This window comes from Chryseobacterium sp. UF-290 (assembly GCF_058245615.1).
Genome location: NZ_JBSICB010000006.1, coordinates 154920 through 178724 on the forward strand (window position 1 = coordinate 154920; position 23805 = coordinate 178724).

At 37.1% G+C, this 23805-nt stretch carries 19 protein-coding genes and 1 tRNA gene; 3 read left to right on the top strand and 17 right to left on the bottom strand.

Annotation, left to right across the window (positions count from 1 at the left end; genetic code table 11):
- Positions 1–46: 46 nt before the first annotated feature.
- The 4 genes from AC4IF5_RS09350 to uvrA all read right to left on the bottom strand — a co-directional run bounded on the left by AC4IF5_RS09350 (position 47) and on the right by uvrA (position 5646).
- Positions 47–118: transfer RNA gene (locus tag AC4IF5_RS09350), tRNA-Arg, on the bottom strand.
- A 780-nt stretch (positions 119–898) separates the two neighbouring features.
- Complete coding sequence (locus tag AC4IF5_RS09355; RefSeq protein WP_490733844.1) at positions 899–1672, bottom strand: alpha/beta hydrolase; 774 nt, start codon at positions 1670–1672, stop codon at positions 899–901.
- A gap of 281 nt (positions 1673–1953) precedes the next feature.
- Positions 1954–2721, bottom strand: coding sequence for a methyltransferase domain-containing protein (locus AC4IF5_RS09360; protein WP_490733846.1), 768 nt, complete (start codon positions 2719–2721; stop codon positions 1954–1956).
- Positions 2722–2853: 132 nt separating this feature from the next.
- Positions 2854–5646, bottom strand: a complete 2793-nt coding sequence (gene uvrA, locus AC4IF5_RS09365) for an excinuclease ABC subunit UvrA (protein WP_490733848.1) — start codon at positions 5644–5646, stop codon at positions 2854–2856.
- A gap of 1006 nt (positions 5647–6652) precedes the next feature.
- Here uvrA and AC4IF5_RS09370 point away from each other — a divergent pair.
- Together AC4IF5_RS09370 and AC4IF5_RS09375 are read left to right on the top strand one after the other, a co-directional pair.
- Positions 6653–8464: a TonB-dependent receptor plug domain-containing protein gene (locus AC4IF5_RS09370; RefSeq protein WP_490733850.1), complete on the top strand. Its 1812-nt coding sequence runs from the start codon at positions 6653–6655 to the stop codon at positions 8462–8464.
- 71 nt (positions 8465–8535) lie between these two features.
- Complete coding sequence (locus AC4IF5_RS09375; protein WP_490733852.1) at positions 8536–9252, top strand: DUF2490 domain-containing protein; 717 nt, start codon at positions 8536–8538, stop codon at positions 9250–9252.
- Here AC4IF5_RS09375 and AC4IF5_RS09380 read toward each other — a convergent pair.
- From AC4IF5_RS09380 to AC4IF5_RS09440, 13 genes are all read right to left on the bottom strand, one after another.
- On the bottom strand, positions 9249–11300 hold the full coding sequence (locus AC4IF5_RS09380; protein ID WP_490733854.1) for a M48 family metallopeptidase: 2052 nt from the start codon (positions 11298–11300) through the stop codon (positions 9249–9251). The genes AC4IF5_RS09375 and AC4IF5_RS09380 overlap by 4 nt on opposite strands.
- 13 nt (positions 11301–11313) lie before the next feature.
- Positions 11314–11760, bottom strand: coding sequence for a phosphohydrolase (locus AC4IF5_RS09385; RefSeq protein WP_490733856.1), 447 nt, complete (start codon positions 11758–11760; stop codon positions 11314–11316).
- A gap of 81 nt (positions 11761–11841) precedes the next feature.
- The gene (locus tag AC4IF5_RS09390; protein ID WP_490733858.1) at positions 11842–12177 is read right to left on the bottom strand and encodes a YegP family protein; all 336 of its coding nucleotides are present in this window, start codon (positions 12175–12177) and stop codon (positions 11842–11844) included.
- 31 nt (positions 12178–12208) lie between these two features.
- On the bottom strand, positions 12209–12523 hold the full coding sequence (locus tag AC4IF5_RS09395) for a hypothetical protein (RefSeq protein WP_490733860.1): 315 nt from the start codon (positions 12521–12523) through the stop codon (positions 12209–12211).
- A gap of 315 nt (positions 12524–12838) precedes the next feature.
- Complete coding sequence (locus AC4IF5_RS09400; protein ID WP_490733862.1) at positions 12839–14614, bottom strand: acyl-CoA dehydrogenase FadE; 1776 nt, start codon at positions 14612–14614, stop codon at positions 12839–12841.
- 59 nt (positions 14615–14673) lie between these two features.
- Positions 14674–15075 carry a four helix bundle protein gene (locus AC4IF5_RS09405; RefSeq protein WP_490733864.1) on the bottom strand — a complete coding sequence of 134 codons (402 nt, stop codon included), beginning with the start codon at positions 15073–15075 and terminating at the stop codon, positions 14674–14676.
- Between the two features lie 38 nt (positions 15076–15113).
- The gene (locus AC4IF5_RS09410) at positions 15114–16292 is read right to left on the bottom strand and encodes an acetyl-CoA C-acyltransferase (RefSeq protein WP_490733866.1); all 1179 of its coding nucleotides are present in this window, start codon (positions 16290–16292) and stop codon (positions 15114–15116) included.
- A 55-nt stretch (positions 16293–16347) separates the two neighbouring features.
- Positions 16348–16695 carry a four helix bundle protein gene (locus AC4IF5_RS09415; RefSeq protein ID WP_490733867.1) on the bottom strand — a complete coding sequence of 116 codons (348 nt, stop codon included), beginning with the start codon at positions 16693–16695 and terminating at the stop codon, positions 16348–16350.
- Positions 16696–16734: 39 nt separating this feature from the next.
- Complete coding sequence (locus AC4IF5_RS09420) at positions 16735–19128, bottom strand: 3-hydroxyacyl-CoA dehydrogenase/enoyl-CoA hydratase family protein (protein ID WP_490733869.1); 2394 nt, start codon at positions 19126–19128, stop codon at positions 16735–16737.
- Positions 19129–19183: 55 nt separating this feature from the next.
- Positions 19184–19636: a MarR family winged helix-turn-helix transcriptional regulator gene (locus tag AC4IF5_RS09425; RefSeq protein WP_490733871.1), complete on the bottom strand. Its 453-nt coding sequence runs from the start codon at positions 19634–19636 to the stop codon at positions 19184–19186.
- 165 nt (positions 19637–19801) lie between these two features.
- Positions 19802–20725: an ABC transporter ATP-binding protein gene (locus AC4IF5_RS09430; RefSeq protein ID WP_490733873.1), complete on the bottom strand. Its 924-nt coding sequence runs from the start codon at positions 20723–20725 to the stop codon at positions 19802–19804.
- Between the two features lie 323 nt (positions 20726–21048).
- On the bottom strand, positions 21049–22020 hold the full coding sequence (locus AC4IF5_RS09435; protein WP_490733875.1) for an iron chelate uptake ABC transporter family permease subunit: 972 nt from the start codon (positions 22018–22020) through the stop codon (positions 21049–21051).
- 25 nt (positions 22021–22045) lie between these two features.
- Positions 22046–22591: a TlpA family protein disulfide reductase gene (locus AC4IF5_RS09440; RefSeq protein WP_490733877.1), complete on the bottom strand. Its 546-nt coding sequence runs from the start codon at positions 22589–22591 to the stop codon at positions 22046–22048.
- Between the two features lie 33 nt (positions 22592–22624).
- On the opposite strand from AC4IF5_RS09440, the gene AC4IF5_RS09445 reads away from it, so the two are divergent.
- A complete protein-coding gene (locus AC4IF5_RS09445; RefSeq protein ID WP_490733879.1) occupies positions 22625–23749 on the top strand; it encodes a 2Fe-2S iron-sulfur cluster-binding protein in 1125 nt (374 codons plus the stop codon).
- Positions 23750–23805: the final 56 nt, after the last annotated feature.

Sequence of the window (23805 nt, forward strand, 5' to 3'; positions counted from 1 at the left end):
TAAAGTGTAATGTTTTAAAAAAACAGTTTATTATTGTGTTTAAAAGTAGCCCTACCAGGAATCGAACCTGGATCTAAAGTTTAGGAAACTCTTATTCTATCCGTTGAACTATAAGGCCTTTAAAAAAATAAATTTACAAATTATTCTTTAACGATAAAATATGAATGTGGTAACAAAGTATAAGTGATAAGATAATAAAGCTGGTTAGTGAATGTTATCATTGCTCATTATTAACTCTCATTACTGATCATTCTTCATCTGTCAGGATCGCTTATAATAAAAGAACCCGCTCTTTAGGAGCGGATTCAGTAGATAAAACATCTCATTTTTTTAATTAGACAACAATAAAAAGCACAGCCGACAATGCTGTGCTTAAATTTTTATTTCAAATTTAATTGCAATTTCAATAGTAGTAAGAAAAGCAAATAAAGTTTCCACTTCGATTTTTATTACATAGTAAATGTAGTGATATTTTTAATACGAAATATGAATTAAATGTTAAAATTCACAAGTTATCCACATTTTATTGTGGATAAGTCTGAAGATAAGCTGATAATCGGCTTTATGGAAGCTTCAGTATCCATATCACATCGTTGAAAAGATTTCAATTGTTCTCGCAGATGCCGCAGATTGAGCAGATTTTTTGCACATAAGAATCTGAGATCTTTGGAGAATTGTCAGATCAAACCTTATAGGTTTTAATATGCATGAGCTTTAAAACCTATAAGGTTTAGTCCATCCATAAAATCTGCGTCATCTGCAAAATCAGCGAGAGAAAATATAATTTTTTTCCAAATAAAATTTAAACAGGCTCTAAAAACAGGTTATGTACTGTCAATGATAGCATGGCTTAACTTCTTTATGTCATTAATTGTGATAAAAAATAGAGAAAAGAGATTTACTGTTCGTCAAGGTATTTCAGTATAAATTCATTCAGGATTTTCTTTTCCTCATCGCTGCCTTTGTTATCCATATGGCTATGGTTGATCGAAGTAGGCTGTACGGTCATATGGTATTTTTTTTGCTCATTATCATCAGGTAAAACACCTTCATCGGCCGGGTAATCATTGGATCGGAGTGTATAAATTTTAGGAATAGATGTTCTCGGAAGAAACATCCTTCTGTTATCCATAGTAATGATTTTATACACCAGGTTAGGATGCTGATTACCGAACAAAGCAGCCATATCGCCGCCATTGGAATGCCCGATCAGAGAAAGATGTTTATAATCAAGATCAGGTCTAGTCTTTTTAAGCTCGTTTAAAACATATAGTATATTATCCGAACCAAGCTGCCAGAAAGGCCTTCTTACGATCTGCAGATTTCCTTCAGTAGGTAAAAGCTGATCTGTCGCCTGTTCATGCTGAATACTTACAATAAAATATCCTTTTGAAGCCAGCTTTTCAGTAAGATAAGAATAGGCAAAATAGTCTCCGCCTTTATTAAAACCATATCCATGATTGAAAATAATAACCTGCTGGTTGGGTAATTGTCCGGTTGTTTTCGGACTGTAAAAAGCAACAGGGATTTTCCGGTTCCTGCCTTGGTCAAATAAGGTTAAAGTATCCAGCTTGACTTCGTATTCACCATATGAACGGATATTTTTCTTTACCGAGCAATTAATAAGAAGTAAAAGCATGAAAAGCGGGAGGGATGCTTTTTTATATTTCATAGAGATGATTAGCTTTAGTTATATAGTTTTTTACATTTTTCGAAGATAAAAATTCTATAGGCTAAAATGCAGTTGTGAATAAAAAAATTGAGTTCTGTAATTTGAAAATAAATTAACTTATCTCGTAGTACATATTACCCATTCAGGCACTATTTTAAATCTGAAAACTGGTGACTCAATTTCTGAGTCTCTCTATTCATTATTTTAAAATAAAAAAGATGAGCAAGTATTTGCATCCAATTCAGAATATATAAGAATCGATTGACATCCTGTTTATAATCTTATTGTTTACGGCCATAGATCAATATGCGCTTAAATGCATAGATGGCCGGATATTTTGTAAACCTTTGGGCGATACGTGCTTTAAATTCCGCAATGAATATTTCTTTCTGTTCTCCTTCCAGACGCTCCAGGTAGGGAAGTAATGTGGTTCCTGAAATAAAGGCATATAAAGCTTCATGATCATCCGCAATGATAGGATATACCTTCTGGAAGATGTTAATATCCCGGATTCCGTTGTCAAATAAAATCTGCGCATATTCATCCATTGAAAGTACCGGTGAGCTGCGATTAAAATGGTTTAGATACGATCTGTAAGGCTCTTCATCTATCATCTGCATCAGAATCTGATTCAGAATATTTTCATTCTGAACAGGCATCTGGACTGCCAGCTGGCCAGTACCCGATAATAACCTGATGATTTGAGGAAATAAAGTCTCATGATCATCCACCCACTGTAAAGCCGCATTACTGAAAACCAGATCATATTTTTGTTCTGAGTTCACAGCTTCTTCAATAGTCTGAAGCTTAAAGTACAGGTTTTCATTTTCGTACTTTTTCGACTTTTCAAGCATTTCTGCAGACGAATCAATTCCTGAAAATGTAGATCCTGTCAGCTTTTCTGCTAAAATAGAAGTCTGCTCTCCTGTACCACATCCTAAATCAACAGCTTTTATATTGTCTTCAGGTTTGATAAGGGCTGCCAGGTCATAAAAAGGTTGGTAGCGTACATCTTTGTACTGGTCATATAATTCCGGATTCCAAGGCATAAAATAAATTTTTAAAATGAATAAAAATATACTCGTCGGATCTTTACCGATTGTTCAAAAAGTCTGCCATCATTATTCTGTCGGAATGGGGCCATAAAAAAGCGACTGCTTTTGAAACAGTCGCCTTATCATTTATTGCTCAAGCTTTTCTTTAATGTATTTTGCGGTATAAGATTTTTTATTTTTTGTCAGATCTTCAGGGGTTCCGGCAAAAACAACTTCTCCACCATGTTTTCCCGCTTCCGGACCGATATCAATGATGTAATCGGCACATTTGATAATATCCGGCTGATGCTCGATAACGATTACGGAATGTCCAAGATCTATCAATGCCTGTAGCGACTTCAGCAATTTCTGGATATCATGGAAATGAAGACCAGTGGAAGGCTCATCAAAAATAAATAGGGTTTTATCCGTTGTTACTCCTTTTACAAGAAATGAAGCCAGCTTCACACGCTGTGCCTCACCACCTGAAAGGGTAGAAGAGCTTTGTCCCAGCTGTAGATAGCCTAATCCCACTTCCTGTAACGGTCTTAATTTTGTTACAATTTTCTCTTCATTATTATCTTTAAAGAAGGCCAATGCTTCATCTACGGTCATATGAAGGATGTCGGAGATGCTTTTTTCATCAAATTTTACTTCAAGGATTTCACTTTTGAAGCGTGTTCCTTTACATACTTCACATTCAAGCTCAATATCTGCCATGAACTGCATAGAAACATTGATCACCCCTTCACCTTTACATTCGTCACACCTTCCGCCGTCTACGTTGAAAGAAAAATGTTTCGGCTTGTAACCCATCATTTTTGCCACCTTTTGCTTGGCAAAAAGATCACGGATGTCATCATACGCTTTCAGATAAGTAACCGGATTCGAACGGGAAGATTTTCCGATGGGATTCTGGTCAATGAGCTCTATGTTTTTGATCAGTTTTTTCGGAAACTCAACTGAATCATAATCTCCTTTTTTACCACCCATTCCCAGCTGGATCTGGATATCATTGGTCAGAATTTCCTTCATCAGAGTAGACTTTCCGCTTCCGGAAACTCCTGAGATCACCACCAGGCTTTCTAAAGGAACATCTACGTCTATATTCTTGAGGTTATTCTGACGTGCACCTTTAATGTGGATCCATTCTTTCGCTTTTCGGCGTTTTTCAGGAACTTTTATTTCCAGTCTTCCTGTAAGGTAGTCTGAGGTAAGGGTATTGGCTTTTTTCAGATCTTTATAATCTCCGGCAAATACAAGCTCACCTCCCAGATAGCCCGCTTCCGGACCGATATCAATAATATAATCGGCTGCTCTCATCACGTCTTCATCATGCTCTACAACAATGACGGTATTTCCAAGATCGCGAAGATTCTTCAATACATCGATGAGGTTTTCCGTATCTTTAGAATGGAGACCGATGGAAGGCTCATCAAGAATATAAATAGAACCTACCAGAGAACTTCCCAGGCTTGTGGCAAGGTTGATCCTTTGGCTTTCACCTCCTGATAGGGTATTGGAGGTCCTGTTTAATGTCAGGTATCCTAAACCGACCTTAAGTAAAAATTCCAGTCGGGTTGTGATTTCGTATAATAATCTTTTGGCTACTTCTTTATCATGCTCAGAAAGCTTTAACCCATTGATAAGGGGTTCAAGCTCATCCAGTGGAAGCTCGATCATGGACTGGATATTATGTCCGTTCACTTTTACCCAGCTTGTTTCTTCACGCAGCCTTAATCCTTCACAGGTCGGGCACAGGGTTTTTCCTCTGTAGCGGGAAAGCATCACGCGGTATTGTATCTTGTACAGGTTTTCTTCAAGCATTTTGAAGAAATTGTTAATACATGGGAAATTGCTTCTTCCGTCACCTTTCCAAAGGAAGTTCTTCTGTTCTTTGGTTAACTGATGATAAGGTTTATGGATAGGGAAGTCTCCTGCCTTTTTGATAAAGTCTTTCTTCCATTCGCTCATGGTTTCACCTCGCCAGCAGACAACAGCGTCTTCATAGACCGACAGTGTTTTGTTCGGAACTACAAGATCTTCATCAATTCCGATTACTTTTCCATAGCCTTCACATGCAGGACATGCTCCATATGGATTATTGAAGCTGAAAAAATGGACGTTCGGTTCCAGGAATTCCATCCCGTCCAGTTCAAATTTATTGGAAAATTCTTTTACTTTCCCTGTGTCTGCATTCTTTAATGAACAGTAACCACGACCTTCATAAAATGCCATCTGAATAGAATCCGCAAGTCGCTGTAAGAAGCTTTCATCTTCTTCATAGGAAAAACGGTCGATTACCAGATTGATATTCATCCCTTTTTCCGGAACGAAACCAAAGCTTTCGAGATCTTCGATTCCCGCTACATTGCCATTGATTTCGAGTCTTGTGAAACCTGCCAGTTTTAAAATCTTCAATGTTTCCTTAAAATTGTCAGCATCATATTCCAATGGGGCGGTCAATAGAAAAGAAGAATCTTTTTTGGATGCTTTAATAAAATCCACCACATCCGAAACTGAATCTTTTTTCACTTCCTCACCGGAAACCGGGGAAAAGGTTTTCCCGATCCGGGCAAATAAAAGCTTCATATAATCATAGATCTCTGTAGAGGTTCCTACGGTAGATCTCGGATTGGAGGAGATTACTTTCTGCTGGATCGCAATGGAAGGGGCGAGCCCTTTGATATCATCTACCTTAGGTTTTTCAAGTTTGCCTAAGAACTGACGTGCATAAGAGCTCAAGCTTTCAACATATCTTCTCTGTCCTTCCGCATAGATGGTGTCAAAGGCAAGAGATGATTTACCACTTCCTGAAACTCCCGTAATAACGATCAGTTTATTTTTGGGAATCAGGACGTCTATATGTTTCAGATTGTTAAGGTGTGCATTCTTAACGTAGATCTGTTTTTTTATATCGATTTCTGTAGTGTTAGCCATATTTTGTTCATTCATAAAAGTAACCGGGGCAGTATTATGACCGCGGTAATGGTGTTTGCCGTGGAATATTCCAGGCCCGTCGTCATCAATTGAACTTATAAATATATTTTCAGCTTGTTCCGGTTCATAACTTATTGATCAAAGATACAGCTGAAAAGAATGTTTTCATCGTAAAATTAAGACCCACAAAATTACGAAATTTTTAGTGAAAATGATAGCTTTCCCTGATGACTAAAATGATATGACTGTAAATAATCAATGGAGGGATGGTGAAGAAAAAATACCAATGATAGAAAAAAATAGAATGCTGTTTGTGGACTTATTCCGTTCTCGCTTTTCTTTGTTATTGTATTTGAAATAATTTCACAATTTTTATGACCTTTTTTTATTGGGGTATTGTTTTATATTTTAAAATTTGTTAAAATTGTATTCATAAATATGTAATATAGAAATGAGAAAATTATTCAGAGATCTAGTTACACATTTAATGAGAAAAAGATAATTAACTCCCCTCACACAAGCTATCTCATCACGAGATAGCTTTTTTATTCCCTACCTCAGAATGCACGATTTTTTTGGATCATGTGCAAAAGTTTTGAGATTATTAAAGATGTAAACCGTTTTTGAATTTATATTAAAAATAAACTTTCACTACTGTTTTTTTATAAAAGCTGTTTAAGCTTTTCCAATGAAAATTACAAAAGCTAAAAAGAGTAAACACTTAGAGCCTGTTTAAATTTAATTGCTCATAATGTTGTCTAATTAATTTAACGCTTTATTTTTTATTTTCCCGCTGATTTTGCAGATTCAGCAGATCATTATTCGTAAATCAAATCAGCGAGATCTGCAAAATCAGCGGGAAATAATATTTTAATACAAATTTAAACAGACTCTTAAGTTGTTTTTAAGTTACAATATTACCTGTTTTTTATGACAAGTATCATTTGCCTGTCTAGGTGAACTCCCTTACTTTTGAATCCTGTTATTAAAAACTACGAAAACGATTATGATCAAAAAGATAGGAAGTGCTTTTTTTCTGGGATCTCTACTTTGGGTACATGCGCAGGAGAAGACAACGGATATTGAAAGCATTGAATTTCAGGGGAAATTTATCTCTACACCTTACAAAAGTGCCAATCAGAATATCAGTGTTATCACCAGGGAGGAAATTGCCAATTCTCCGGCTAAAAGTATTGATGAGATCCTTCAGCAGGTACCGGGAATGGATATCAGAAGAAGAGGCGCCAATGGAGTTCAGAGTGATATAGGTTTTCGTGGGAGCTCTTTTGAGCAGGTATTATTATTGCTGAACGGGATCAGAATGAATGACTCGCAGACAGGACATAATACGATGAATATTCCTGTGGATCTGGAAGATGTTGAAAAGATCGAGATCATCAAAGGACCTGCTGCCAGACGTTTCGGGCAGAATGCCTATGCCGGGGTAATCAATATCATTACGAGAACAAGTCCCGGAAAAAAGGTTAAAATAAGTGCAGAAGGCGGAGATTACAGCTCTTACGGACTAGGCTTCAATGCCCAGATCGGTAATGAAAAATTTTCAAATTCCCTTCACGCTAATACTGCTGCTTCAGAAGGTTATATGTACAATACCGATTATGAGATCAGGAATGTATTTTACCAGGGTAAACTGAATATTAAAAACGGAGACCTTAGACTGCAGGCCGGTTTTTCAGAAAAGAAGTTTGGCGCCAATGGTTTTTATGCATCCAAAGACGCTACGGAGCAATATGAAGCAACCCAGGCTTCTATTGTGAGCTTAGCTCATCAGCAGACTTTTGGGAAACTGAAGCTGAATTCCAATGTGTACTGGAGAAGAGGACAGGATATGTATCTGTATACCAGACAAAATCCTCAGGCATACAGGAATATGCATATAGGAAATAATGTAGGTGGAGAAGTGAATTCAAGCTATCAATGGGGATTAGGAACCACCGGAATTGGCGTTGAATTGAGAAAAGAGTTCTTGGTCAGCAGTAATTTAGGAAACAGGAACCGCTTTGTTTCTCAGGTTTTCTTTGAGCACCATTTCTCATTATTGGATAAAAAATTAAACATCAGCCCGGGAATTTCATGGGCTAACTATTCTGAAGAAGGAAATTTTTTCTATCCGGGACTTGATGTAGGATATAACTTTAGCCCTAACAGCAAGGTGTATGGAAATATCGCAAAAGTGCATCGTGTACCAACCTTTACCGATCTTTATTATGTGAGTAAAACTGAACAGGGGAATCCGGATTTACAGCCTGAAAATGCGGTTTCGTCAGAGGTGGGATATCAGTATCAGAATAACAGAATTTTAGCTAAGGTCAGCGGATTTTTAAGGAATTCCAGCAATTCTATTGATTGGGTTAAAAATGAAGCTGCTGATAAAGTCTGGTTTGCTCAGAATGTGGGAGATATTAAGACGAAAGGGATCGAAGCAGAATGGAGCCACAGGCCAATGGACTGGCTGAAATACACAGTTGGGTATACCTATATTGACAGTAAGTATGAAGAAACGAATGGCCTGGTTTCAAGATATATTCTGGATAACCTGAGACATCAGTTTATTTCCAAACTGGAAGTGAAATTCCTGAAAAGCTTTACCAATGAGCTTGTTTACCGCTATAATGAAAGGGTGAACCTGGGAACCTATAACCTTCTTGATGAAAAATTGAGCTTTACGCAAAAAGATTATTCAGTCTATGTTCTGATCAATAATATTACGAATACAAAATATACGGAAGCATTTGGAGTGGCCATGCCTCAAAGGTGGTTCCACATTGGGTTTTCTTATATAATCAATGTTAAGTAGATGTTAATTTGATATGAATTAAACTTAATATTAACAAATTGTTAAAAAAATTACATTTGCAAAAATTTTTTATGAAACGTCTTTTAGGCTTAGGGCTGCTGTTTGGTATTTCTTTTTTTAAAGCTCAGGAACACATTTCCAGCTTCAATGCAGTAACGCTGACCTACAAGTTTCATCCAAAATTTTTCCTCTATGCGGAAGGGCAGATGCGTGGTAACGAAGATTATACCTATCCCGATTATTATGAAATAAAAGGAGGGCTGGGGTATAATCTTACCCAAAATCATAAACCTTTCGTAGGACTTGGAAGATATGTCAATTATAAAGACCACAGCTTAAGCAGGGAAGAGTTCAGGGTATGGCTCCAGGATATCATTGATATCAAAAAAGGGATCGTGAAATTTGAAAACCGTTTCCGTGCTGAAAAAAGTTGGTTCTATGAGCCAAAAACCGACAAGACCTCTCAGAGAATGCGCTATCGTTACCGCCTGAATGTAAGCGTTCCGCTAAATTCAAAAAAGATCAAGCCGGGGACGATCTTTGCCAATGCTTATGATGAAATCTTCTTTGTAACCCCGATGAAGCCTACTTTTGCCAGAAACAGAGTCTATGGCGGTTTCGGCTATCAGATCGATGAGTATTTTGGAATTGTGAGCGGATACCTTTGGCAGCGTGAATTTGAAGCAAAAGGAAATAAAAATTTACATTTCATCTATCTGGCTCTGAATATCAACATTGATGGTACAGATCATCACGTGAAGACGTATGATTTCCCTGGTGCGGATTAAGAGGCTTTGCTTACTTCTGACTGGAAATTCAACAATTCCTGCTTTGCATTAAGGTAATAATTATTTAAAAGAGCCTGGTATTTTTCAATCAGTAATGATATGGAATCAACCTCATTCTGGAGGTACCGGTCATTGTTGAAATAAATATATTCAGAATTTACAAATTGCTGAAGAAGATCCTTTTCTTCATCCGTCAGCAATTCTCCATAAGCTGAACCTTCGAGAAAATTTCTGATCTTTTGCTTAAACGGCTTTTCTGCTTTCAAAAGCTTTGCTCTGTGCTTACGGATCTCTTCAAAAGGCAAGGTAACCGTCATAAACTGTAAGTATATGATAAATTCATTAAGGCTCTCCTGAAATTCATCAAATTCTTTGTCTATTGCTGCCATTTTTTTGTACTTGCTTAATAGGCTTACCTTGTGCTCTTCACTGCATATGCTGTAATAATATTGAAAAATAGATTTGTCATTGTCAGTAAGTTCAGCCGTCACTTTTTTAAGCTCATTTTCAAGTTGAGGAATAATGTTTCCGGCGTCTTTCGCTTTGTGTAAAGTGCCGTCATATCTGAATGTTTTAACTTCCTTTGGTTGGGAAACCAAATATTTTAAAGTTTGCAGATCTCTTTCTATTCCCGCTTTTTCATACACCAGGGAAACCTTCTTATCACTGAAAAAGTCAGATTCATGATGAAGCCCGGAATCCGGAATAATAGCTTCGATATTTTCTAAAACAGGATTATGTCTTTCATAATATCCATTAAAACCGGAAATCAGATTCTGATAATCGGAATTTTCCAGATAGAGCGTGGTAAAGGTTTTACCATCAATAACTTCTCCAACATTTTTTATTCCTAACAGCGTAAGATATTTTGCTGTAAGAGATTCACAAATATTTTCAAAGCCTCTGATCATTTCTCCGGCAGGTCTGTGGTCTCTGGCTGTATTTTGGGTTTTGTTTTTTTTGATCCTTTCAACTCTCTTGACGATATCGGGATGGGATGCCCATTGGTCTTCAATCTCAATTCTGGATTTATTATAGCGGGTAAGGTCTTCCACATCTATCTGTGGGAGCCCGTTTACATAAGGATGATTATTTCTTTCGCTGAAAATTTTCATTAAAGAAATCTGATTTTCATAAATATTTTTGGGAAGGTACTTCTGATTGCTTTCAATATAGAAATTGAGAGAATAATTAAGGGCGGCATCACTCAATTCCAATCTCAATAAGGATGAAATCTGTTCGTGGGGATTCGTTACGAAAGTTGATATAGCATCAGCATGATACTCCATTTCTCTTTGCAGGGAAGCATGGTTTTTAAAAAGAAAGTTTGAGATACTTTTCAGGATGTATTGAAAAGCACTGATAAAGCTTACGGAGATCATCCCGAAAATTTTAAACAATGCATTTCCTCCTGAAAATTCCATAATGAAATTCTCATAATCCTTATTATTATACACCGTTTCAAAAATAATCTTTTCGGCCTGATTCACATAGCCGCCTACTTTCATGCTTCTTTGAGAAAAATGGCCAAACTCGTGGGCAAGGACGGTTCTCAATTCTCCTGCACTTGTTGAATTAATCAGTCCCATTCCGATTGTAAGGTTTTTCTTTACCGGTAAAAACATGCTCCAGAAAATAGAATTATAGCTTACACTGGCGTTCACTTCCGGTGAAAGAAAGACTTTCTTGGGAGCCTGAACCTTTGTTTCCGCTACGATTTCGTCAATAATGTCAAAAAGGTCAGGCTGATGAGAACGTGTCACCTCTATCAGATGGCGTGTACTGTAATTGTTTTTTCTGAAAATAAATCTGATTAGAAAGATAAATACAAAAACACCAATACTTAATAATCCTGCAGCTCCAAAAATCGTAAAATAATTGAATTTAATACTCAACAGTTTTATGGCACCATATCCTAACAGGAAAACCATCAGAAGAGAGACCAGTATAAGCATTAAATAGATCAGAAAAAAGATGGAAACCGATACAATTGCGGAAACCAGCTTAGATTGATAAGCTGAAGAAATTTTTGGGAGGTTATTAGTCATATGTGTTTTTTTATTAATATTTCTCTATCAGATAACGGTAAGCCTTTAGATATTTATTAAACCTTTTGATGTCTTTAGGAGTAAGCTCTCTGTTTACTCTTCTGAGATCCATATTATCACGCAGGTCATTGAGCTTTACGGCGACAGCAAGGAGAGACCTTTCCGTTCTTTTAATAAAATCATCGTAATCTTCTTCAGGATCAAATTTAGTAAGGCAGCTGATCGCGAAAATAATGTATTCTGGAAAGCCTTCAGCTCTTAAATAATCCAGGCTGAATTCCAGCGGATGATCTTCTACGACATCATGCAGCACGCCTACTATTTTTTCATCTATTGTTTTGCCGTATTCCATTACACGCATTACGTGTCCTATGTAAGGGGAATGATATTTATCGGTTTGCCCTTTATGGGCCCTGTTAGCTATTTTGATTGCTTTATTCAGTAATTCTTCTTTTGTCATTTTTTCTATGAGAATAGAATACAAAAATAAAAAATGCCTTAAAAAAATAAGACATTTTTATTAAGATTATTTCAGATGATCTTATAAGTTTGATTCATCCTCTACAGAAGCATTTGGAGCATTGTGTTTTACAGATTCTATTCCGTTTTCCATTCCATTATCAGATTCGTACATCTGGCTGGTTCCTATGATCTGTCCGTTTCCGGCTTTAAGATTGAAATAGCATCTGCTGTCTTTAGCTGTATTCCTTTCAAATTTAGAATCATCCTGTGAATTGGTCTTTACAGATTCTATCCCGTTTTCGCAGGAAGGTTTGGAGCTGTATCCCTGGCTCGTTAGGATGACCTGTCCGTTTCCCGCTTTAAGGTTGAATTGAAAATCACCATTTGCTCTTTTCGAAATAATAAATTTTCCCATAGTAAATAGTTTTAGATTGGTTGTGTCGTTATTATTTGGATTGCTTCGGAGCATCCTTTATATTCATCTTTTTCTTTTCAGGAGCAATGGGGTTCAGGATTTTGTATTGGGAATAGTCTTTTTCAGGTTCTTTTAAGGCCAAATACATTACACTGTCTTTCGGCTTAAAAGTCATTATCTTATAAAGCTCTTTCGGCGGCTTATCTGAATTGAGTTCTAAGTTTTCGGAAAGTAGATCCTTATAGCTTTTTACTGTATCTGCTTTGGATAATGGCTTAATTTTTTGCTTTTCCTGCGCGGTAAGAGAAACCGAAAGTAAGAATAGGGGAAATAATAATATTTTCATGTGTTTATTTTGAGTTGCTTGTTTAGTTTATAATAAAATTAAGAAAAAATATTGAAACCTAAAATTTTTAAAACTCTATATGTCTTTAAAGCATAATTTTTTTTAATGACTCACTTGAGAAATGAGTTGGTAAGCATTATATTTTCATATCTGTTATCAATCTTATTTGAGGTAACAATTGCAAAAAAATAGGTATAAAATATTAAAACGATAATAAGATAACACAGTGTCAAGCTCATTATAAAATTTATCAGCCAGATATATAAAAAAACGCCCCAAAATGGGACGCTTTGAATCAAATTTATGTTATAAAGACTAATAAGTTCCTTTCTCAATATAGTGAGCCGCCACTTTTTCAGTCAGAGCCACTACATTAGGATGGTTGGTATATTTTGTAAATCTTCTTAATCCTGAAAGCATCATTCTCTGCTCATCTCCCTCAGCGAAAGAAACGATTCCTTCTTTAGCTGCAGTGATGATCTTCTCAACAGCTTTATAAAGGTTCAATTGAGCCATAGCAGCTTCTACAGAATCAGGAGAGAAATGTTTCTCAGCTCTTAATACAGCGGATTCTGCCATATAGATCTGGTTAAGGATCTCAGAAGCGTTCAGCAATAAGTGCTGTTGCTTTTCAATATCCATCATATATTTCTGAAGAGCCGCTCCGGAAACCATAAGGAATACTTTTTTAAGGTTAGCGATAATCGCCTTTTCTTCACTCATGAATTCTGAATAATCAGGAACCTCAAATGAAGGGATACCCATCAGTTCTTTGCTGATCGCCATTGCGGGAGATAAAAGATCTAATTCTCCTTTCATCGCTCTCTTGATCAGCATTCCTACTGCCAGTAATCTGTTGATCTCGTTGGTTCCTTCATAAATTCTTGAAATTCTTGAATCTCTCCATGCCGCTTCCATTGGGGTATCTTCAGAGAATCCCATACCACCGTAAACCTGGATTCCTTCATCAGCAGTATTCTGAGCAAGATCAGAAACAAAAACTTTAAGGATTGAACATTCTACAGCGAATTCTTCAACACCTTTCAGTTCAGCTGCCTGGTGATCAAGTCCTCCTGCTACCAGCTCATCAATTTTATCCTGAATATTTTTGGCCGCTCTGTACGAACCTGCCTCACTTACGAAAACACCTGTCGCCATTTCAGCAATTTTCTTTCTGATCGCTCCGAAAGTTGAAATAGACACTCCAAACTGCTTTCTTTCATTAGAATATTGGATAGAATGGTTTAAAATCCTTCTTTGAGCATCAAGACAAGCAGCAGCCAATTTGATACGGCCAACGTTCAATGCATTCAAGGCGATTTTGAAACCATTGTTTCTTTCTCCTAAAAGGTTTTCCACAGGAATTTTCATATCATTGAAGAAAACCTGACGGGTAGAAGAGGCACGGATACCTAATTTGTGTTCCTCTTCTCCGAAAGTTAAGCTTTCAGGATTTTCAAGTTCCGATCTGTTGATCACGAAACCTGTGATATTTTTATCATCATCAATTTTAGCAAATAAAGTGAATGTATCTGCAAATCCTGCATTGGAGATCCACATTTTCTGTCCGTTGATGATATAATGCTTTCCGTCTTCGGAAAGTTTAGCTCTTGTTTTTCCTGAGTTGGCATCTGAACCCGCATCAGGCTCAGTAAGGCAGTAAGCCCCAAATTTTGTTCCCGTAGCCAGATCCGGAAGATATTTTTTCTTTTGCTCTTCAGTTCCGTAAAGAACGATTGGAAGAGTTCCGATTCCGGTATGCGCTCCATAGGCTGTCGCTAATGAACCTGTAGTTCCGGAAAGATAATCACAGGCAAGCATTGTAGTTACAAAGCCCATCCCAAGACCACCGTACTCTTCAGGAACTGCAATTCCCAGCATACCCATTTCACCAAGTTTACGCATTGTTTCTTCAGTGAATGCATAATCTTTCTTTTCAAAACGCTCTCTTTGAGGAACCACTTCTCTGTCGATAAATTCTTTTGCAGAATCACGAAGCATCTTTTGCTCCTCATTCAGTTCTTCAATACTGAAAATTTCGTTTGCAGGAATTTGTTTGATTAGGAATTCCCCGCCTTTTAATGTAGCCATATATTATTTTATTTTTTTGTTTGAGACTTTTAGATAATAGACGGATAGATGATAGATGTTTAATTTTGTCTATTATCTCTTCGTGTATTATCTAGCTCTTTATTTAAAGTATTCTGAAATACCATAGTTGCTTTTTGAAATTCTTCAATTTTAATTTCAAAGATTTCAGTTTTTTCGTCAGATAAATATTTTCTGTGATTTGCTAACAAAATTTGAGTTTGCAATTCAAATGATGAACCTAAAGAAATATCTAAAAAATGACTAAAAGATTTATTTGTTCTGCTTGACCCTTCGGCTATATTGGATGGAATGGACATTGCACATCTGTCCATTTGACTCTTCAGACCATATTTTTCATAATCTGGAAAAGTATCTGTCAGATCTAAAGTACTTTTTGATAATTCCAAACCCATTTGCCAAATTTTAAGCTTCTTAAAATTATGTCTTTTAAAATCAGCCATACACTGTTTATGTCTTGAGGTCTATTATCTCATTGTCTTTACAGTAATTCAAAAATCGAAGCTGCTCCCTGTCCCGTTCCCACACACATGGAAACCATTCCGTACTTGTTGCCACGTCTTCTCATTTCGTCCAGAAGCTGAACGGTAAGCTTAGTTCCTGTACATCCCAGTGGGTGACCAAGAGCGATTGCACCTCCGTTTACGTTTAAGATATCAGGATTTAAGCCTAATTCTTTTTTGATCGCAACGGATTGGGATGCGAAGGCTTCATTAAGCTCGATCAGATCAATATCTTTTAATTCTAACCCGGCTTGTTTTAATGCTTTAGGAATAGCGTAGATAGGTCCCATTCCCATGATTCTCGGTTCAAGTCCTGCTGCTGCGTAAGCTACCAGTCTGGCTTCAGGCTCAAGTCCCAGCTCTTTTACCATTTCTTCGCTCATTACCATTACGAAAGCGGCTCCGTCACTCATCTGAGAAGAGTTTCCGGCAGTTACGCTTCCTCCGTTGGCGAAAACAGGTCTAAGTTTAGCCAAACCTGCTAAAGAAGTATCTGCTCTCGGACCTTCATCAACAGAGAAATCGAACTTTTTAGTCTGAAGTTTCTGGTTTTCATCAAGGAAATTATACTCAACAGGAATCGGAACGATCTGATTCGCAAATTTTCCTTCCTGATTCGCTTTTAAAGCTTTCATATGAGATTCAAAAGCGAACTGATCCTGCTCTTCTCTTGTGATGTTATATTGTTTGGCTACTTCTTCTGCCGTGTAACCCATTCCCCAATAATAGTCAGGGTTTGTTTTTGCGATATCAGTCTCCGGAACAGGCTTGTAACCTCCCATCGGAATATAAGACATAGACTCTGTACCACCGGCAATGATGCAATCCGCCATTCCAGCCTGAATTTTTGCTGAAGCAATAGCAATCGCCTCGCTTCCTGAAGCACAATATCTGTTGACGGTTACGCCCGGAACTTTGTCCGTGTTTAGCCCCATTAGAGAGATAAGACGTGCAACGTTCAACCCTTGCTCAGCTTCCGGCATTGCATTCCCTACAATAAGGTCATCAATTCTGTTTTTATCTAATTGTGGAAGCTCCGACATCAATTTTTCAATAACGGTAGCTGCCATTACATCAGGACGTGTAAAGCGTAGGGTACCTTTTGGTGCTTTTCCTACGGCTGATCTGAATCCTTTTACTATGTATGCTGTTTTCATTTTTTTGTATTAAAGTATTTACGTAAAATGTATTTATGATTGAAATGCTTGAGTATTAAAATTTCTGCTTCAACTTTGCCAGCATATTTTGTATATGCTTGATTTCTGAATAAATAATGCTAAAATCATCAGCTTTAAAGAAACCTAAATCATTTGCAATTAATATTTGGGTTTCAAATTCAAATGAAGAACCTAAAGCGATATTCAAAAAATGTGAAAATTGCGCATCTGTATCACGACCTGCACCTTCAGCAATATTAGAGGGAATGGAATATAAACTTCTTCTTGATTGGGAAGTCAATCCAAACATTTCATCTTTTGGGAAATGGTTGGAAGCGAGATAAAATATTTTACAAAGCTTCATTGATTTTACCCAAACTTCTAAGTCTCTGAAATTATGCATCGTGAATACATTAATACTTTTTACATTTTACAGAAAAGTCTAGTTTCTTAAAGGTTTTCCATTCTGCAACATATACTGAATTCTCTCCAGAGTTTTTCTTTCACCACAAAGCTGAAGGAAGGTTTCTCTTTCGAGGTTCAATAGATATTGTTCAGTAACGACGGTTGGCTCGGAAAGATTTCCTCCGACCATTACGTTGGCTAGCTTATCTGCAATTTTCTTGTCGTGTTCAGAGATATATTTTCCTGTTAACATTTGATCTGTTCCTACGTAGAACATCCCTAACGCATCTTTACCCAAAACTTTTACTTTTTGCTCGATAGGTTGGGTGTAACCTTGCTCTGCCAATAGTTTTGCTACTTTTTTAGCTTCAGCAATTTGTCTGTTTTTGCTAACGGAAACGATGTCTTTTCCTTTTTCAAGGATTCCCATATCATAGGCTTCATATGCTGAAGTGGCCACTTTACCCATAGCGATATTCATGAAGGCGTCACGAAGTCTGTTGTTTTTAACATCATCGTTGTGGAATTCTCTTGAAGTTCTTAAGGTAAGTTCTTTCGTTCCACCACCACCAGGAATAACACCCACACCTGTTTCTACAAGTCCGATATATGTTTCTGCTGCCGCAACGACTCTGTCCGCATGCATGGTCATTTCACAACCACCTCCTAAAGTCATTCCGTGAGGGGCTACCACCACAGGAATAGAGGAGTAGCGTACTCTCATCATCGATTTCTGGAAGTAAGCGATAGCCATATTTAAATCATCCCAATCCTGCTCGATAGCCATCATTAGGATCATGGCAAGGTTAGCTCCTACAGAGAAGTTAGCCCCCTGGTTTCCTACTACTAATCCGTCATATTCTTTTTCAGCCAGATCGATAGCTCTGTTTAATCCGTCAAGAACTTCGCCTCCAAGGGAATTCATCTTTGAACGGATCTCGAAATTGATGATTCCGTCACCCAAATCTTCGATCGCAGCTCCGGAATTGCTCCAAAGTGTTTTATTTTTTCTGATATTATCAAGGATAATGAAAGCGTCCTGTCCCGGGATCTTGTTGTATTCTCCTGAATTTTTATCAACATAGATGCTTTGTCCTTCATCATTAACTTTATAGAAGGTCTCTACATTTTTTACCCAGTCTGAAACTTCATATCCGGCATCTTTGGCCAATTCGATACCTTTCTGAACGCCTACTGCATCCCAGATCTCGAACGGACCGTTTTCCCAACCGAAGCCGGCTCTCATGGCATCATCAATTTTGTAAACTTCGTCAGAGATTTCAGGGACTTTGTGCGAAACATAAGCGAATAATGCTCCTAAAGATTTTCTGTACAGTTCACCTGCTTTATCTTTACCTCCGATCAGAACTTTGAATCTGTCGATTGGCTTGTCGATTGCTTTGGTTAATTCCAGAGTAGGGAATGATGATTTCCCCTGAAGTTCATATTCTAGTGTGTCAAGGTTTAATCCGTGAATTTCAGATTTTCCTTCCGTGTTTTTTACTTTTTTATAGAAGCCTTGCTCTGTTTTTGATCCCAGCCATTTGTTATCCATCATTTTCTGGATATAGCCAGGAAGAGCAAATACATCATTGAAATCGTTAGCTTCAGCACCGCTTTGACGAACACCGTTGGCTACCATTACTAAGGTATCAAGACCTACTACGTCAGCTGTTCTGAAGGTAGCAGACTTCGGACGCCCGATTACAGGACCGGTAAGTTTATCTACATCAGATACGGTAAGACCTAATTTCTGCACATTGTGAAGAAGATCCATCATGGAGAATACCCCGATTCTGTTGGCAATGAATGCAGGGGTATCTTTTGCTAAAACAGTAGTTTTTCCTAAGAATTTAGCACCATAGTTCATATAGAAGTCTACAATCTCAGGATCAGTATCATTGGTAGGGATGATCTCAAGAAGAGGAAGGTATCTTACCGGATTGAAGAAGTGGGTGCCGGCAAAATATTTTTTGAAGTCTTCGCTTCTTCCTTCTGTCAGCAGGTGAATAGGAATTCCGGATGTATTAGAAGAAATTAATGTTCCCGGTTTTCTGAACTGTTCGATCTTTTCGTATACTGACTTTTTGATATCCAGCCTTTCTACAACTACTTCAATGATCCAGTCTGTATTTTTTATTTTCTGTAAATCATCGTCGAAATTTCCAACTTTGATTCTGTCTGCAAATTTTGGAGAATAAAGAAGTGCAGGACTTGCTTTTTTTAGTTTTTCAAAGTTTTCGGAAGCAATTCTGTTTCTTACTGCCTTATCATCTTTGGTCAAACCTTTTTTTTGTTCAGCCTCAGTCAGTTCAAAAGGAACAATGTCTAAAAGTGACACTTCAACGCCGATATTGGCGAAGTGAGCTGCGATACCGCTACCCATAATTCCTGAACCAAGAACCGTTACATGTTTGATTCTTCTTTTCATATGTAAATTTTTATTATTTATAAGGTCGTATGTAACCATACGGTTTCATTATAATTTATTTTCTGTTATTCAATAATTCATTGGCTATTTTCATGATCTCGGTCATGACCTCTTTAAAGGCTTCCATCTTCTCCGGAGCGATTTTTTCCATCACCTTTTTATTAAAGTTGACTACAACCTCTTTGGACATATTTCTTGAGTTCAGTCCTTTATCTGTAAGCTTGATGATCACCTCTCTTTTGTCGGTGGTGGTCTTTTCCTTATAGATATAGCCGTTATCTTCCAGAAGTTTGATGATTCTCGTCAAAGAAGTGGGCTCAATAGCCATTTTAGGACCAAGATTGGTACTTCGGGTTCCTTCCTTGGGATCGATTTTAAGAAGTGTGAGGGCCTGAACTGCTGTAGAATCATGTTCCTGAGCCAATTCTGTGTACATTTTTGAAACAGCCAACCAGGTCTGTTTTAAAATTAAGTCTACGTTTTCTATTTTTTCTTTGTTATGATCCATCTTTTTTGCGCCAATGGTTTTACCCAAATTTAGTAAATATTATGCATGCATAGTATTTACGAACGTTAAATTTTGTTAATAAGCTGATAATAAATAGATTAAATTGTATGACTAGCATAATACTATGCATGCATAGTATGTGGAATAATCAATATAAATGTAGTATTAATGAATGTTTGTAAGGAAATTTATGATTTCTTCGAAAGATTCGTATTGATATCTCGCGGAATCTTTAGTGATTACCCAAAAAGGGTCCCGAAATTCAAAATGAAGGGAAGAAAGGTCTTCGGGAAAGTTTTTTTGAAGCAAAGAATACAGCATTTCTTTATGAACCTGCGGTGCGGAGATATAAGGCGGAATAAAATTTTCGTGAATTTGAAACAATGAGGCATTGGTCAGCTCATCATGCTGAAGCAAAATATCTTCAACAATACCTGCGTATAGTTGTTTATCCTTTACATACCATATTTTATCTGCAAATTCTTTTGCCAGCCTCCAGTCATGGGATGAAAATAAGATGAGCTTATTTTGCTCTTTAGCCAGCTTTCTAAGTGTTTTAAGGATAATGATCTTATTTTTCTCATCCAGATGGGTGGTAGGTTCATCCAGTATAATAATAGGAGAGTTCTGTGTTATGGCTCTCCCAATAAATGCTTTTTGAAGGTTTCCATCCGAAAGGTTTTTAAGCAGGACATGCCTGTATTGGTTTAAGTCCAGCTCATCAATAATATGGGCAACTTCCTCACGGTCTTCTTTCTTCAGTTCAAAATAAAAAGGGTAGTAGATATATTTACCCAGAGAAATAAGGTCTTCCACGGTATAATGCTGCGGAATAACCGATTTTGAAAAGACAATGGCAATATTTTCCGCAATTTCTTTTACAGAATGGTTTTTTACATTTTTACTATTAATTAAAACTTCCCCCCTAAGCAATGGAAGCTGATGTAAAACAGATTTGATCAGAGTAGTTTTTCCAACCCCGTTATTACCGATCAACAGACATACGTCACCAAGCTTCAGATCCGCATGGGCATTTGAAATTAAAGTTGAATGGTAACCGATGTTGGCTTGCTTGATCTGTAAATGCATGTTTAGAGTTGGTTAAACGCAAAGGCGCAAAAATGTTTTACAAAAATACTGTTTTTAAGACGCAAGGAATTTGACTTTGTCAAATTTATAAACAATTTACGATTTTTGATAATTCATTTTCTGTCATTTATGTTGTGTCTTATACTTCATAAATATATGAATAGTTGGATAATCGCAAATATTTAAAAACTCATCAAGTAGTAGGTATATTCTTAGGGAGCGTGCAAATAGAAGATTGTATAAGCTAAGATTCTAGCTTTTATGCATGATTAAATTTTATCTTAGATAAAGTCTTTGCGTCTTTGCGTTTCTCCAACCGTAAATTATACTTTATTCTGTTTCAAGAGCATCATCAGAATAACCGGAATTCCAAAAACAGAACTTATCACATTCAATGGAATCTGTGTTTTTTCTGAGATGACCGAGAAAAGTAGCATGATAAGCATTCCCAGAAACATATTGAGAATCCATTGCTGCCATAGCTGGGATGGATTATAAATCATTCTGCAGAAATGCGGAACAACAATTCCAATAAACAGGATAGGACCCAAAAAAGCAGTAATTGAAGCAGAGAGAAGAGTAGAGGATATAATGATCAGAAACTTCAATTGTTTCAGATTGACTCCCAGGCTTTGTGCATATGATGTTCCGAGTGAGTTTCCGATGAGGGGTTTGATGGTTTTAAAGCAGAAGAATAATCCTGTCAGAACTAAAACCAGTAAAACGTATATCTGATTTCTGGTCACCATATTATTCGCCCCAAATGACCATAAAATATAATTTTTCAGGCTTTGATTTTCTGCATAGAACTGAAGCAAAGAAACGATTGCCCCGGCAAAAGCGGATACCAGGAATCCGAAGATGATAAGATAAGATTTATCCTGAAATTTACTGGACATTGATAATAGGACCAGCATGAGTATCAGACTCCCTCCAATGGCTGATAAGCTGAGAAGACTATTCTGCAGAAACTCTGGCAGCACCATATTATATGAAAAAAAGATATAAAAGGCAACCGATAAGCTGGCCACTGAGGTAATTCCGAGGATATCCGGTCCTGCCAATGGGTTCTGGAAGTATTCCTGCATCAGAAAGCCTGAAGTGGGAATGGAAATCCCTGCCAGCAGCATTACCAAAACACGGTTGATCCGGATTTCAGCGATCTGACTTTGGGAAGAATCCTGAAAAAAATCCTGAAAGCTTAAACTAAGAAATCCTGTGTTTAGATTAATGACAGCACCTATAAGGATTGCGATCACAAATATTAAACACAGGATTTTAAATCTTTTTGACATGATTCAGAAGCGTTCAGTCTGTATTTTATTGTAGAAAAGAATTGATTTTTGCATTCAATACTTCTTCTGTCATCATCCCTGAATATTCATCGGTTTTACTTCCTTTTCTCATGAAAGTAAAAGGAATAGCATCGCCGTTCCATTGTTTGAAGTTTTTGGAAAAGAAATTCTGATCTAATTTTTGTCCGTCCAGTAAAATTACACTTCCTGCAAGGCTATTTTCCAATACAAAATCTTTAACATCACTTTCCCAATCATCTCTATTATCAAGATTGATAAAAGTAAATTTCACAGGCTTACCTTTTAATTCCTGCATTTTGTCTTTAAAGCTTGGAATCTCTCTCATACATGGTCCGCACCATGTCGCAAAAAAATTAGTGACATATAATGTATCATTATTTTTAGCAAGGTATTTGCCTACATCTTCCGGGGAAAACTCGATAGGAACATATATATTATTTTCAGGACTTGTGGTTTGTACATCTGAAAGGGTATCTCCATTTTTTTGTCCATCTTTTTTACAGCTGTAGAGTGCAGCCAGGAGTAACGTGGATAAAATTATCTTTTTCATAAATTATTTTTTATCTATTTTTGAATTGAAGTTATGGAACAACAAATCTACAAAGGGAAACTGATACAGTTTCATCGGCTAAAAATAGCGAAAAAGGAAGAGCTGACCAAAAATACTTTTTCTCTGGAGTTTGACATTCCGGGGAATTTAAAGGAAAATTTTAAGTTTGAAGCAGGGCAGTTCGTAAGTGTGAAATTCGAATCACGTGGTAAAGAGGTTATTAATGATTATTCGATGACTTCAGCTCCTTATGAAGGAAGAATATGCCTGGGAATCAAGGTGAATTCCCCTGATGGTGCTACTTCACAGCTATTTCAGAATTATAATGTGGGGGATGAGCTGCCGGTAAGTGAGCCTGCAGGGAGATTTACTTTAGTGTCCAAACCAAGTGAATTCAGGACTATTGTTGCCTTTGCAGGAGGTATTGGGATTACCCCGATATTAAGTCATTTTAAAAACATACTTCATAACGAACCGAGAACAAGATTGTTTCTGTTCTTCGGAAATAAAAGCTCAGAGGAACTGGTCTATCGGGATCAGTTGGATACCCTTGCCAGAACTTTTGGTGACAGGCTTCAGATCTTTTACTTTTTTTCACGGGAAAAGACTTCAGATCAGTTTTTCTATGGCAGGCTGGATGAAAAAAAGCTTAATCTTATCATCAACCAGATTCTGCATCTGGATGATACTGATGAAGAGTCTACGATCTGGGATGCTGTGGATGAAGTATTGATCTGTGGAAAAGGAGAAATGATCAAAACGCTGGCAAATGCCTGCTTTCACCACGGAATTCCGAAAAAAAATATTCATTTTGAGCTTTTTGAGGAGTTTGATAATGATATTTATCCGGTAGAAAAAGAATTCCCCCTTATTGAAAATATAGAAGTGGAATTTACCATGTTCGGTAAAAACTATACTACCCGGCTTCCTGATAACAGGAATAAAATTCTTCAACAGCTTCTGTTACAGAATTTTCCTGTTCCTTATTCCTGCAAATCGGGAATTTGCGGAAGTTGCGAATGTGCCTTGGAAGAAGGAGAAGTGGAACTTCTGGAAAATGAGTATCTTACAGAGAAAGAAGAAGAGCAGGGACACATTCTGGCCTGTATGTCGATTGTGAAAAGTAAAAAAATAAAGCTTAACTTTGACCTTAGTTGAGAATTATCAGGAACATATTTAATTTAGGTCTTATATCACTGGAATTGGGAATTCTA